The sequence below is a fragment of the Bacillus sp. EB106-06-01-XG163 genome (genome assembly GCF_058791615.1).
The window spans coordinates 332,789-344,969 of sequence record NZ_JBYTDS010000001.1 but is presented as its reverse complement, the minus strand read 5'-3'; the positions used below and the strand labels follow the sequence as shown (position 1 = coordinate 344,969).

Sequence of the window (12,181 nt, the reverse complement as noted above, 5' to 3'; positions counted from 1 at the left end):
TTTACAAACACTTTTATCATTGTTAATATACTATCTTGTTGAAATATTTTCGGAGGTGCTAGTAAAATGGCAGTAAAAATTCGTTTAAAACGTATGGGAGCAAAAAAATCTCCTTTCTATCGTATTGTTGTAGCAGATTCTCGTTCACCGCGTGACGGCCGTTTCATCGAAACAGTCGGCACATACAACCCGGTTGCAAAGCCGGCTGAAGTGAAAATCAACGAAGAGCTTGCTCTTAAATGGCTTCAAACAGGAGCTAAACCTTCTGATACAGTCCGCAACTTGTTCTCAAGCCAAGGAATTATGGAAAAATTCCACAACGCTAAACAAGGCAAGTAATGACTGATCAGAACTTGGAAGATTTGATTGTCAGCATTGTGGCTCCGCTTGTCGACCATCCGGAAGACATAACGGTCACAAAGGAAGAGACTGATCAAAAGATTGCGCTGCGCTTATCTGTCAATAAGTCAGATACCGGTAAGATTATCGGAAAGCAAGGCCGGACTGCAAGAGCGATTCGAACCGTCGTTTTTGCAGCTGGCGCACAGTCTTCTAAGAAAGTTCAATTTGAAATATTTGACTGAAAAAGGGAGAGGGCCGGCACCTCCCCTTTTTTTACACGTAAAAAAGGCAAGTGAACAGAAATATGTTGGAAGAGTGGGGAGTCTGGTCCTATGCAGATTATTCACAGGGTAACCGTTATGCAGGTTCTGACCGAGCAAAGCAAGGAAAAGCTTTTGGCCTCTTTTGCAGAAAAAAAGCAAACGCTTGAACGAGAATGCAGCCAGCTCTATTTTCAGCTTAGAAAACATGAAAAAGATCAGCAGAATCCCGATGTAGCGGAATCTTTTAAAAAAGCCATTGAGAAAAGACAAGACAAAATCAAAATGATCGATTTCCAAATAAGCCAGACAGAGTCGCTCCCGCTTGGAAGCGAAGTGAAGGAAAAGGAGATCGATGCGCTGCTTTCAATCAACGTCGGTGATAACTGGCATGAAAAAACAGCGGCAAATACCATCGTCATAAAAGACGGGGTAGTAATTGAAATCCGCCCGAGGTGATAATATGACAAACAGATGGTTTAATGTAGGCAAAATTGTAAATACCCACGGCATTAAAGGCGAAGTGCGGGTCATTTCTAAAACGGACTTTGCCGAAGAACGGTACAAGCCCGGCAATACGCTCTATTTGTTTGCGGAAGGGGCTGCGGAGCCAATCAAAGTAACGGTCAGCGCCCACAGGCTTCACAAGCAGTTTCACCTGCTGCAATTCAAAGAAATGCCGAGTCTCAATGAAGTCGAACACCTAAGAAACATGGTGATCAAAGTCCCTGAAGAAGACTTGGGAGAGCTTAAAGAAGATGAATTTTATTTTCATGAAATCATCGGCTGCGAGGTTGTGTCAGAAGACGGGGAACTGATCGGCACAGTGAAGGAAATCTTGACGCCAGGGGCTAATGACGTATGGGTGGTTGCAAGAAAAGGCAAAAAAGATGCGCTCATTCCGTATATTGCTTCTGTGGTAAAGGATATTAATATAAATGAGAAGAAAATTAAGATTCATGTAATGGAAGGGTTAATAGACGAATGAAAATCGACTTTTTAACACTGTTTCCCGAAATGTTTCAAGGGGTGCTCGGCTCCTCCATTCTGCAAAAAGCACAGGAAAAAGAGGCTGTCCGTTTTGACGTCATCAATTTCCGGGCTTTTTCGGATAATAAACACCAAACGGTTGATGATTACCCGTACGGCGGGGGAGCCGGGATGGTGTTAAAGCCGCAGCCTGTATTTGATGCGGTTGAAAAGCTGACAGCCGGTACGGACGCCAAGCCGCGCATTATTCTCGTCTGCCCGCAAGGTGAGCGTTATACGCAGAAGAAAGCCGAGGAGCTGGCACAAGAGGAACATCTCATGTTTATTTGCGGACATTATGAAGGGTATGATGAACGGATCCGGGAACATCTTGTCACTGATGAAATCTCCATCGGGGATTTTGTGCTGACCGGGGGAGAGCTCCCTGCCATGATGATCGCCGACAGCGTTGTCAGGCTTTTGCCGGGCGTCCTCGGAAAAGAAGCATCCCACGTGGAGGATTCCTTCAGCACGGGGCTTTTAGAGCATCCGCACTATACGAGGCCTGCAGATTATAGAGGCTTAAAAGTGCCTGAGACCCTTCTGTCGGGCAACCATGCAAAAATACAAAAATGGCGCAATAAAGAATCAATCAGAAGAACCTTTTTAAGACGTCCGGATCTTCTTGAAAACTATCCTCTCACTGATGAGCAAAGAAAATGGATTTCCGAGTGGGAAAACGAATAGATTCTATTGCGCAGGCGATGAAGATATGATAAGATACTACTTGTGGCTTAAGGAGGCTTATCCTTCAGAAGCTTGAAAACGATGTTCCGCTGTGCCTTGCAGTTGTGGCCAAGAGCATCTGTTGGAAGGAGTTGAAAACGATGCAAAAACTAATTCAAGATATCACAAAAGAACAGCTTCGCACTGATCTTCCTGCGTTCCGTCCTGGTGACACTTTACGTGTACACGTAAAAGTTGTTGAGGGTAACCGTGAGCGTATCCAGATCTTCGAAGGTGTTGTGATCAAGCGTCGTGGTGGTGGAATCAGCGAAACGTTCACAGTTCGTAAGATTTCTTACGGTGTTGGCGTTGAACGTACATTCCCTGTACACACACCAAAAATCGCGAAAATCGAAGTTGTACGTTACGGTAAAGTACGTCGCGCTAAGCTTTACTATCTGCGTGAACTTCGCGGAAAAGCGGCTCGTATTAAAGAAATCAGACGATAATGATAACGAACGAAAAGAGCTTGTTACCCGTAACAGGCTCTTTTTTTATATGAAATTTGTAAAAGCAGAACAAGCAACGTAAAATACATAAGAGATCATCGGAACATCCGGTTCCGGTAAATAAGGCAGGTGTCGAAGTCACATGACCATTCAATGGTTCCCAGGCCATATGGCTAAAGCGAGACGGGAAGTAACAGAAAAACTGAAATTAATTGATATCGTATACGAATTGGTGGATGCGAGAATCCCGATGTCATCGAGAAATCCGATGATTGAGGAGATTTTAAAAAATAAGCCGCGCATTATGCTTTTAAATAAAGCCGATAAGGCGGATGCGGCTGTGACTGCCCAGTGGAAGGACCACTTTCAGGAACAGGGCATTCCCTCTCTTTCAATAAACTCCGTTAACGGGCAGGGACTGCATCAAATCGTGCCGTCCTCGAAAGAGCTGCTGAAAGATAAGTTCGATAAAATGAAAGCAAAGGGCATTAGGCCGAGAGCAATCCGCGCATTAATCATCGGCATTCCGAATGTCGGCAAGTCTACGCTCATTAACCGGCTGGCCAAAAAAAACATTGCCAAGACGGGAGACAGGCCCGGCATTACCACTTCACAGCAGTGGGTAAAGGTAGGCAAGGAATTAGAGCTGCTCGATACACCGGGAATTTTATGGCCTAAATTTGAAGATGAGCTTGTCGGCTTGCGTCTGGCGATCACCGGGGCGATTAAAGATACGATTATCAACCTGCAGGATGTGGCCGTCTTCGGGCTGCGCTTTCTGGAAGAGCATTATCCCGACCGCTTGAAGGAGCGCTACGGACTTCAGGAAATCCCTGAGGATATCGCCGCTCTTTTCGACGCGATCGGTGAAAAACGCGGCTGTTTGATGGGCGGCGGAATGGTTGACTATGATAAAACAACGGAAGTCATCATTCGGGACATCCGGACGGAAAAATTCGGCAGGCTTTCATTTGAAACACCATCAGAATAAAGACGCGCAGCGATGCGGGTCTTTATTTTTTCCGCAGAATACCGATATACATAATGTAAGGGAGAAGAGAACGTGAATACATTAACCGTAAAAAGCGTAAAAGAACGCCTGCAAGAGGTCAGGGACGAAAGCGACCCCTTCCTTGCCCAATGTGAGAAAGACCCGAGAAAAAGCGTACAGACGCTTTTAGAGCAATGGCTGAAAAAGCACGCGAAGGAAAAAGCTCTTAAAGAGCAATGGCTGAACATGACGGCATACGAAAGACTGTCATCCAAAAAGGGCTTCCGCCTGATTGCGGGTGTTGACGAAGCCGGAAGAGGGCCGCTTGCCGGACCGGTTGTCGCCGGCGCCGTCATTTTGCCGGCAGAATGCGAGATTCTCGGTCTCACGGACTCGAAGAAATTGTCGGAAAAGAAGCTCGAGGAGTATTACAGCCGGATCACGGAAGAAGCGGCGGCTGTAGGAGTCGGCATTGTCCATGCGGACGTCATTGACCGGATCAACATTTATGAGGCCGCGAGACTGGCGATGGTAAAAGCCGTCAATGCTTTAACGGAAACACCTGATTATCTGCTTGTTGATGCCATGACCCTTCCGCTTGACATTCCGCAGTCATCAGTTATAAAAGGAGATGCCAAAAGCGTGTCAATTGCCGCCGGAGCCTGCATCGCAAAAGTAACGCGGGACCGTCTCATGGCTGAGTACGCCAAAACCTACCCCATGTACGGCTTTGAAAAAAATAAAGGCTACGGAACGAAAGAACATCTTGAAGCTCTTCAGGCATACGGACCGACAACTATTCACCGAAAAACGTTCGCTCCCGTTCAATCTTATTGTTAGAAAAGAGGCTTAAGACATGAACATAAGCGGCGAAATCCAAGCGGCTTTCAGACAGCTGACGGCGGAAATCCCTCCGGACCGGCAAGACGGCGGTAAAGACAGCGGCGCTCAAAGGCTGCTGTTAGGGAAGGTTCTCCGTTTGCTGGACGATCAAAGCGCTCTTATCCAAATCGGCGGCCGGACGATGCAGGGAAAACTTGAAACCGCCCTTCGCCCGCAGGCGTATTACTGGTTTTCTTATGACAAACAGCCGGCGGAAAAAACGGGCCGGCTTCATGTCATCGACCAATTCGAAGGAAGCCCGAAAACCGTTCAGGAAGCGGCGGGAAGACTGTTAAACGCTCTTTCTGTCAAACCAGGCCCTGTGTCTCTGCAGATTGCCGAAACGTTTATGCAGCAGAAGCTGCCGATGACGGAAAACAGCCTCAAAGCTTGCATCCGCTGGGCTGAATCGCTTCCGGCCGCCAAATTGAAAAAAGCGGCGGAAACAATCGTATTTGCGCTGAAACGGGAACTGCCCGCACATCCGGAAGTCTTGTCAGCCATTCATGCCGTTAAATATCCGGTTCCGACCCGGCGCCTCCTCTCAGGACTGCTTCAGGCAATCAATCAGGCTCCGCAATCGGCAAAAGAGCTGTCTGTGCTCAAAGAGGCGGTTTCTGACGTGTTAAACGCGGAAACGGATCTTCATGCAGAACGTCTCTTGAAGAAGCTTGCCGAGGCTGCACGCATGCCGATCTCAGAAACCGGGCTGATGGATGAAGGAGAACGGACGGAATCAAAACAATCACCATTTGTCCGAGAGACTCGTGAAAACGGAAAGGCAGTCTCAAGCCAACCTTCTCCTCCGAGTGCACGGGCAAATCCGGAACTGCCTGAAAAAACGGCAAAACAGATTATAGAGAAATTAATGACATCGGCAGAAAAAACTGAAAACCGTCCCGTAAAAGTAACGGCGGAGATCATTAAGGCTCTCATTTCTCAAGAAAAAACATTTAAAACAGCACCTGTTCTTCAAAACGCACATCTGACAGAACAGGAGGCGGCTGTTTTTGAAAAAGCCGCTCAGCTCACCGAATTGAAATATGCAGAAAAACATGATGTATTAAGCCTTTTGCAGAAAATCAAAAAAGGACTGGGCACGCGTGATGAATTATCATTCATTACAGCGCTTGAAAAAGGCGTATCTCCGCAGCCGGAGAAACAAGCACTGAAAACAGCCCTCCAAGCCGTCCGGACGCTTCAAGAGGCGCCCCAATCCGTTAAACAAGAGGCGGAACCGCTTATTCATAAATTAAACGGCCAGCTGTTTATTGAGCAGCATAATCCTTCTGTTACGCAGATGGTGCTGTCATTTCCGCTGGGAGCGTCCGCGTATGAGAATGACATCACAGTTCTCTTTAAAGGACGGAAGAAGCCGGACGGAAAACTCGATCCGTCACATTGCAGGCTCCTGTTTTTGCTGCACCTTGAAACACTGCAAGAAACCGTTGTGGACTGCATGATTCAGCAAAATGTAATGACCATTACGGTTGAGACTGATTTTGAGCTTCAGGCGGCCATCGACCCTCTCGTACCGGCTTTAAAAGAAGCCGTAAAAGAAACGGGCTTCAGCCTGTCAGGCGTCACGGCTAAAAAACGGCGCCCGAAAGACCAGAGCGCTCTTGTGGAAGAGTTTATAGAAAAAGACGGCGGAAGAAAAGTGGATGTGAAAATATGAAAGAGCAAACGCCGTTAAGAAGAGCTGTCGCCCTGCATTACGACCGGCAGAAAGACCAAGCCCCGAAGGTTGTCGCAACAGGCAGGGGGCACGTGGCGGAAAATATTATAAAAGAAGCTGAGAAGGCTGGGGTCCCCATTCAGGAAGACCGAACCCTTGTCGAATTAATGCGCCATTTGACGGTTGACGATCAGATACCGGAGGCGCTTTATGAAACCGTTGCCGAAATTTTTTCATTTGTTTACAGACTGGACGAAACCCTGAAAAACGAAAAATAAGGACCATTCATTTCCCGGACTCCGTTTAAATTTATATTTTCAATAAAATAAAAGTTAGAATGTTTGGAAGGATATAAAGATTTTGTTTTGAACCCTAGACAATTCTTCCAGTATTATATAGAATGAAAGCGCAGTCTATTTTTAGTTTTGCTACATAAGTTAGGAGGATGGGAAATGAATATCCATGAGTACCAGGGAAAAGAAGTCCTCAGAAAATACGGGGTGTCTGTTCCTGAAGGTAAAGTGGCTTTTACAGCAGAGGAAGCAGTTGAAAAAGCAGAGAGCCTGTCAAGCTCGGTTTATGTCGTAAAGGCGCAAATCCATGCTGGCGGCCGCGGCAAAGCTGGTGGGGTAAAGATTGCAAAAACAAAAGATGAAGTGAAAGAGTATGCCGAAGAACTGTTAGGCAAGACGCTCGTCACACATCAAACGGGTCCGGACGGACAAGTAATAAAACGCTTACTTATTGAAGAAGGCTGCGATATTAAAAAGGAATACTATGTCGGGCTTGTACTTGACCGCGCTACTTCAAGAATCGTTTTAATGGCGTCTGAAGAAGGCGGAACGGAGATTGAAGAAGTAGCGGAAAAAACACCTGAAAAAATTAAAAAAGCGGTAATTGATCCGGCTGTCGGCCTTCAGGGCTATCAGGCAAGGGAAATTGCATTCGCAATTAACATCCCGAAAGAGCTTGTCGGTAAAGCCGCTAAATTTATGCTCGGTTTATACAAAGCATTTGTTGAGAAGGACTGCTCCATCGCCGAGATCAACCCTCTCGTCGTTACGGGGGACGGAAACGTCATGGCGCTGGATGCTAAGCTGAACTTCGACAGCAATGCGTTATACAGACAAAAAGACATTATGGAATACAGAGATTTAGATGAAGAAGATCCGAAAGAAATCGAAGCGTCAAAATACGATTTAAGCTACATTTCCCTTGATGGAAATATCGGCTGTATGGTAAACGGCGCGGGTCTTGCAATGTCTACAATGGATATCATTAAACACTACGGCGGAGAACCTGCAAACTTCCTTGATGTCGGGGGCGGCGCAACCGCAGAAAAAGTTACGGAAGCTTTTAAAATCATTCTTTCCGATCAAAACGTAAAAGGAATTTTCGTCAATATTTTCGGAGGCATCATGAAGTGTGATGTCATCGCCGAGGGCGTTGTTGAAGCGACGAGACAAGTCGGATTGACATTGCCGCTGGTCGTGCGCCTTGAAGGGACAAACGTAGATTTAGGAAAGAAAATCCTGAATGAATCAGGCTTAAACATCACATCTGCGGAATCAATGGCAGACGGCGCACAGAAAATCGTATCCTTAGTTTAGGAAAGAATGAAAGGCAGGGGACCAGATAATGAGTGTTTTTATCAATAAAGATACAAGAGTTATTGTACAGGGGATTACAGGTTCTACCGCTTTATTTCATACAAAGCAGATGCTGGAATACGGCACGAATATCGTTGGCGGTGTAACACCTGGAAAAGGCGGAACGGAAGCGGAAGGCGTACCGGTATTCAATACGGTCGCAGAAGCGGTTCATACAACGGGCGCAGATGCGTCAGTTATTTACGTGCCGGCTCCGTTTGCGGCGGACGCAATTATGGAAGCGGTTGACGCGGAAATTGATCTTGTCATTTGTATCACTGAGCACATTCCGGTTTTGGACATGGTGAAAGTGAAGCGCTTTATGGAAGGCAAGAAAACGAGATTAATAGGGCCGAACTGCCCTGGTGTTATTACACCTGAAGAATGCAAGATCGGCATTATGCCGGGATACATTCATAAAAAGGGTCATGTAGGCGTTGTATCCCGTTCAGGAACATTGACATACGAGGCCGTCCATCAGCTTTCAGAAGCCGGCGTAGGCCAATCTACCGCTGTAGGGATCGGCGGCGATCCGGTCAACGGCACGAACTTTATTGACGTGTTAAAAGCGTTCAATGAAGATCCTGAAACACATGCCGTCATCATGATCGGAGAAATCGGCGGCACAGCTGAAGAAGAAGCGGCTGAGTGGGTGAAAGCGAACATGACGAAGCCTGTTGTCGGCTTTATCGGCGGTAAAACCGCGCCTCCGGGAAAACGCATGGGCCATGCGGGCGCCATCATCTCCGGAGGAAAAGGCACGGCAGAAGAAAAAGTCAAAACGATGAACGCCTGCGGAATTGAAGTCGCGGAAACCCCTTCTGTAATGGGTGAAACGCTGATTAAGGTGTTAAAAGAAAAAGGCTTATTTGAAACGTGCAAAACGCACTGATCGAAGCAGGGGCAGCCGTAACGGCTGTTCCTGTTTTTGCTGAAAAAAAGAGGAGGTTTCCAGATTTGGATCAAGCATCGCGCTGTTTAATGGTCTGCAGTATTAATCAAATCATTTCCCCGTCTCTTCTATTAAAATGGTGGAAAGCTGATCACTCTCTGTCTTTTTTACCGAATCCGCATCCATTAACTGTTTTATCAGAAGGGAAAACAGCCCCGGAAGCAATTTTTCGGGAAATAGAGCGCAAGGATCCGGAACTTGATGAAGTTCTGTCCGATTACCGCCGCGAAGGCATTACTGTCATTCCGATTTCATCAAGCCGCTATCCAACATGGCTTAAAGCGATTTATGATCCGCCGGCTGTCTTGTATGCAAAAGGGAACACGCTGCTTCTTGAAAAAGGCAGAAAAATCGGGATTGTAGGAACGCGGAAACCGACGGAAGACGGAATAAAAGCGGTTGGGCATCTTTCCGCCGAACTCTCAAAAAAAGGCTGGATCATTGTAAGCGGGCTTGCATCCGGTATAGACGGATTGTCTCATAAGGCGAGCATCAGGGCAAAAGGGCTTACGATCGGCGTGATAGCCGGCGGATTCCATCACATCTATCCCCGGGAAAATCTCCTGTTAGCAGAATACATGGCTGAACACCATCTCCTACTCTCAGAACATCCTCCTGAAACAAAGCCGAAAAAATGGCACTTTCCGATGAGAAACCGCATAATCAGCGGACTAAGTGAAGGAATTGTGGTCGTGCAGGGAAAAGAAAAAAGCGGTTCATTAATCACAGCTTACCAGGCTCTCGATCAAGGCAGAGAGGTATTTGCCGTTCCGGGTTCCATATTTAATCCATATTCCGGAGGACCTATAAAACTCATTCAAGAAGGGGCGAAAGCTGTATTATGCGCAGAGGATATTGACGGAGAGCTGACCGCCCGATGCGTTCAGTATACGGAACCCTTTTGAAATATCGTTTGACAAACGGTATTGTAATATTTAATAATAGTGAGGATTTAAAGTTGCACATTATTTTCATGTATAAAATGACGTTCATCATAAAGAATGAAATGTTGAAAGCCATAAAAAGGCAGCTCTAAAATGAATTGATACTTGAAAAGAGAGAGAACACCTCTTGAGGGGGATGAAAATGTCTGATTATCTAGTCATCGTGGAATCGCCGGCAAAGGCGAAAACGATTGAACGTTATTTAGGGAAGAAATATAAAGTCAAAGCTTCAATGGGACATGTCCGGGATCTTCCGAAAAGTCAAATGGGAGTTGACATCGAACAGAACTTTGAACCGAAATATATTACGATCCGCGGAAAAGGCCCTGTTTTAAAAGAATTAAAAACAGCGGCAAAGAAAGCAAAAAAAGTCTATCTCGCGGCCGACCCCGACAGAGAAGGGGAAGCGATTGCATGGCATCTCGCACACAGTCTTGATCTGGATCTCAGCTCGGACTGCCGGGTCGTCTTTAATGAAATAACGAAAGACGCCATTAAAGAATCATTTAAACATCCGCGCATGATTAATATGGATCTTGTCGATGCGCAGCAGGCGCGCCGCATACTAGACAGACTCGTCGGATACAAAATCAGCCCGATTCTTTGGAAAAAAGTAAAAAAAGGCCTCAGTGCGGGCCGTGTGCAATCCGTTGCGCTCCGGCTGATCATCGACCGGGAAAAGGAAATCAACGATTTTAAACCTGAAGAGTACTGGACGATTACCGGCTCATTTTTAAAAGGAAAAGAGACGTTTGAAGCCGGATTTTTCGGAAAAAACGGCAAAAAGCTTCCTTTAAAAAGCGAAGAAGACGTAAAAGCCATCCTTGCTCAGCTGAAAGGCAATAAGTATACAGTTGACAAGGTTACGAAAAAAGAGCGCAAACGAAATCCCGCTCTGCCGTTTACAACGTCCACTCTGCAGCAGGAGGCTGCAAGAAAGCTGAATTTCAGAGCGAAGAAAACGATGATGATCGCGCAGCAATTATATGAAGGAATTGATCTCGGCAAAGAAGGGACAGTCGGGCTCATCACGTATATGAGAACGGACTCAACGCGGATTTCCAATACAGCCGTTGAAGAAGCGTCAGCTTTTATTGATCAGGCGTACGGAAAAGAGTACTTAGCGGGAAAACGGAAACCGGCAAAGAAAAATGAAAACGCACAAGATGCCCACGAAGCGATCCGCCCGACTTCGGTGCTCAGAAAACCTGCCGACTTAAAAGCGGTGCTTGGAAGAGACCAGCTCAGATTATACAAGCTGATTTGGGAGCGCTTTGTTGCAAGCCAGATGGCCCCTGCCGTCCTTGATACGATGAGCGTCGATCTCAGCAATAACGGATTGACATTCCGGGCAAACGGAAGTAAAGTCAAATTCGCCGGCTTCATGAAAGTCTATGTAGAGGGTAAAGACGATCAGCTGGAAGAAAAAGACCGCATGCTTCCGGACCTTAAAGAGGGAGACACGGTTTTATCGAAAGATATTGAGCCTGAGCAGCACTTTACTCAGCCGCCTCCGCGTTATACAGAGGCGCGCCTGGTTAAAACGCTTGAAGAACTGGGGATCGGCCGTCCTTCGACATATGCGCCGACTCTTGACACCATCCAGCGCCGCGGTTACGTGGGATTAGACAATAAACGGTTTGTGCCGACTGAGCTTGGGCAGATCGTGCTGGATCTTATCATGGAGTTTTTCCCGGAAATCATTAACGTTGAATTCACGGCTAAAATGGAAAGAGACCTTGATCATGTTGAAGATGGCCAGACAGAATGGGTTCAAATCATTGACAGCTTCTATACTGATTTCGAAAAACGCGTGAAAAAAGCGGAAGCCGAAATGAAAGAAGTGGAAATTGAACCTGAATACGCCGATGAAGATTGTGAGTTATGCGGCTCCCGGATGGTTTATAAAATGGGCCGATACGGCAAATTTATGGCGTGCTCCAATTTCCCTGACTGCCGGAATACAAAACCGATTGTCAAACAAATCGGCGTAAAATGCCCTAAGTGCCATGAAGGAAACATTGTCGAACGAAAATCAAAAAAGAAACGCATCTTTTACGGCTGTGACCGTTATCCTGAATGCGACTTCGTATCTTGGGACAAACCGATTGAACGAAAATGCCCGAAATGTGAAAATATGCTCGTAGAGAAAAAGCTTAAAAAAGGCATACAAGTCCAATGCGTCGAATGCGATTATAAGGAAGAACCACAGAAGTAGCGGTGAGCAGAGCCTTGCTCACCTTCTTTGTGTGGAAGGGACAAACAACAGGAGATGAAAA

At 46.4% G+C, this 12,181-nt stretch carries 14 protein-coding genes; all 14 read left to right on the top strand.

Annotated elements, in window-relative coordinates; genetic code table 11:
• Window positions 1-66: 66 nt before the first annotated feature.
• The 14 genes from rpsP to topA all read left to right on the top strand — a co-directional run bounded on the left by rpsP (window position 67) and on the right by topA (window position 12,120).
• The gene (gene rpsP / locus AC3WTF_RS01300; protein ID WP_003154296.1) at window positions 67-339 is read left to right on the top strand and encodes a 30S ribosomal protein S16; all 273 of its coding nucleotides are present in this window, start codon (window positions 67-69) and stop codon (window positions 337-339) included.
• Window positions 339-584, top strand: a complete 246-nt coding sequence (locus AC3WTF_RS01295; RefSeq protein ID WP_007611392.1) for a KH domain-containing protein — start codon at window positions 339-341, stop codon at window positions 582-584. Before rpsP ends, AC3WTF_RS01295 begins: the two co-directional genes overlap by 1 nt.
• Window positions 585-674: 90 nt before the next feature.
• Window positions 675-1,061 carry a YlqD family protein gene (locus AC3WTF_RS01290; protein WP_003154291.1) on the top strand — a complete coding sequence of 129 codons (387 nt, stop codon included), beginning with the start codon at window positions 675-677 and terminating at the stop codon, window positions 1,059-1,061.
• A gap of 4 nt (window positions 1,062-1,065) precedes the next feature.
• Window positions 1,066-1,590, top strand: coding sequence for a ribosome maturation factor RimM (gene rimM / locus AC3WTF_RS01285; RefSeq protein WP_047935709.1), 525 nt, complete (start codon window positions 1,066-1,068; stop codon window positions 1,588-1,590).
• The gene (trmD, locus tag AC3WTF_RS01280) at window positions 1,587-2,318 is read left to right on the top strand and encodes a tRNA (guanosine(37)-N1)-methyltransferase TrmD (RefSeq protein WP_007409764.1); all 732 of its coding nucleotides are present in this window, start codon (window positions 1,587-1,589) and stop codon (window positions 2,316-2,318) included. The genes rimM and trmD overlap by 4 nt, the downstream gene beginning before the upstream one ends.
• A gap of 140 nt (window positions 2,319-2,458) precedes the next feature.
• Complete coding sequence (gene rplS, locus AC3WTF_RS01275) at window positions 2,459-2,806, top strand: 50S ribosomal protein L19 (RefSeq protein WP_003154288.1); 348 nt, start codon at window positions 2,459-2,461, stop codon at window positions 2,804-2,806.
• 142 nt (window positions 2,807-2,948) lie between these two features.
• Window positions 2,949-3,797, top strand: coding sequence for a ribosome biogenesis GTPase YlqF (gene ylqF, locus AC3WTF_RS01270; protein ID WP_007611396.1), 849 nt, complete (start codon window positions 2,949-2,951; stop codon window positions 3,795-3,797).
• 72 nt (window positions 3,798-3,869) lie between these two features.
• Window positions 3,870-4,637 (top strand): ribonuclease HII, encoded by a 768-nt coding sequence (gene rnhB / locus AC3WTF_RS01265; protein WP_007611398.1) that lies wholly within the window; start codon window positions 3,870-3,872, stop codon window positions 4,635-4,637.
• 16 nt (window positions 4,638-4,653) lie between these two features.
• Window positions 4,654-6,357: a hypothetical protein gene (locus AC3WTF_RS01260; RefSeq protein ID WP_047935710.1), complete on the top strand. Its 1,704-nt coding sequence runs from the start codon at window positions 4,654-4,656 to the stop codon at window positions 6,355-6,357.
• Entirely contained in the window at window positions 6,354-6,635 is a 282-nt protein-coding gene (locus tag AC3WTF_RS01255; RefSeq protein ID WP_007409769.1) for a FlhB-like flagellar biosynthesis protein, read from the top strand. The genes AC3WTF_RS01260 and AC3WTF_RS01255 overlap by 4 nt, the downstream gene beginning before the upstream one ends.
• Before the next feature lie 174 nt (window positions 6,636-6,809).
• Window positions 6,810-7,967 (top strand): ADP-forming succinate--CoA ligase subunit beta, encoded by a 1,158-nt coding sequence (gene sucC, locus AC3WTF_RS01250; RefSeq protein ID WP_003154283.1) that lies wholly within the window; start codon window positions 6,810-6,812, stop codon window positions 7,965-7,967.
• A gap of 28 nt (window positions 7,968-7,995) precedes the next feature.
• The gene (sucD, locus tag AC3WTF_RS01245; RefSeq protein ID WP_003154281.1) at window positions 7,996-8,898 is read left to right on the top strand and encodes a succinate--CoA ligase subunit alpha; all 903 of its coding nucleotides are present in this window, start codon (window positions 7,996-7,998) and stop codon (window positions 8,896-8,898) included.
• Window positions 8,899-8,963: 65 nt separating this feature from the next.
• Window positions 8,964-9,863 carry a DNA-processing protein DprA gene (gene dprA, locus AC3WTF_RS01240; protein WP_042635190.1) on the top strand — a complete coding sequence of 300 codons (900 nt, stop codon included), beginning with the start codon at window positions 8,964-8,966 and terminating at the stop codon, window positions 9,861-9,863.
• Window positions 9,864-10,044: 181 nt separating this feature from the next.
• Window positions 10,045-12,120: a type I DNA topoisomerase gene (gene topA, locus AC3WTF_RS01235; RefSeq protein ID WP_007409771.1), complete on the top strand. Its 2,076-nt coding sequence runs from the start codon at window positions 10,045-10,047 to the stop codon at window positions 12,118-12,120.
• The last annotated feature ends 61 nt before the right edge of the window (window positions 12,121-12,181 follow it).

Excerpts from the sequence above, each read along its gene's own strand:
- ylqF (WP_007611396.1), top strand. The coding sequence starts at position 2,949 with ATGACCATTCAATGGTTCCCAGGCCATATGGCTAAAGCGAGACGGGAA.
- rimM (WP_047935709.1), top strand. The coding sequence starts at position 1,066 with ATGACAAACAGATGGTTTAATGTAGGCAAAATTGTAAATACCCACGGC.
- AC3WTF_RS01295 (WP_007611392.1), top strand. The coding sequence starts at position 339 with ATGACTGATCAGAACTTGGAAGATTTGATTGTCAGCATTGTGGCTCCG.
- rplS (WP_003154288.1), top strand. The coding sequence starts at position 2,459 with ATGCAAAAACTAATTCAAGATATCACAAAAGAACAGCTTCGCACTGAT.
- sucD (WP_003154281.1), top strand. The coding sequence starts at position 7,996 with ATGAGTGTTTTTATCAATAAAGATACAAGAGTTATTGTACAGGGGATT.
- sucC (WP_003154283.1), top strand. The coding sequence starts at position 6,810 with ATGAATATCCATGAGTACCAGGGAAAAGAAGTCCTCAGAAAATACGGG.
- rpsP (WP_003154296.1), top strand. The coding sequence starts at position 67 with ATGGCAGTAAAAATTCGTTTAAAACGTATGGGAGCAAAAAAATCTCCT.
- trmD (WP_007409764.1), top strand. The coding sequence starts at position 1,587 with ATGAAAATCGACTTTTTAACACTGTTTCCCGAAATGTTTCAAGGGGTG.
- AC3WTF_RS01260 (WP_047935710.1), top strand. The coding sequence starts at position 4,654 with ATGAACATAAGCGGCGAAATCCAAGCGGCTTTCAGACAGCTGACGGCG.
- AC3WTF_RS01255 (WP_007409769.1), top strand. The coding sequence starts at position 6,354 with ATGAAAGAGCAAACGCCGTTAAGAAGAGCTGTCGCCCTGCATTACGAC.
- AC3WTF_RS01290 (WP_003154291.1), top strand. The coding sequence starts at position 675 with ATGCAGATTATTCACAGGGTAACCGTTATGCAGGTTCTGACCGAGCAA.
- topA (WP_007409771.1), top strand. The coding sequence starts at position 10,045 with ATGTCTGATTATCTAGTCATCGTGGAATCGCCGGCAAAGGCGAAAACG.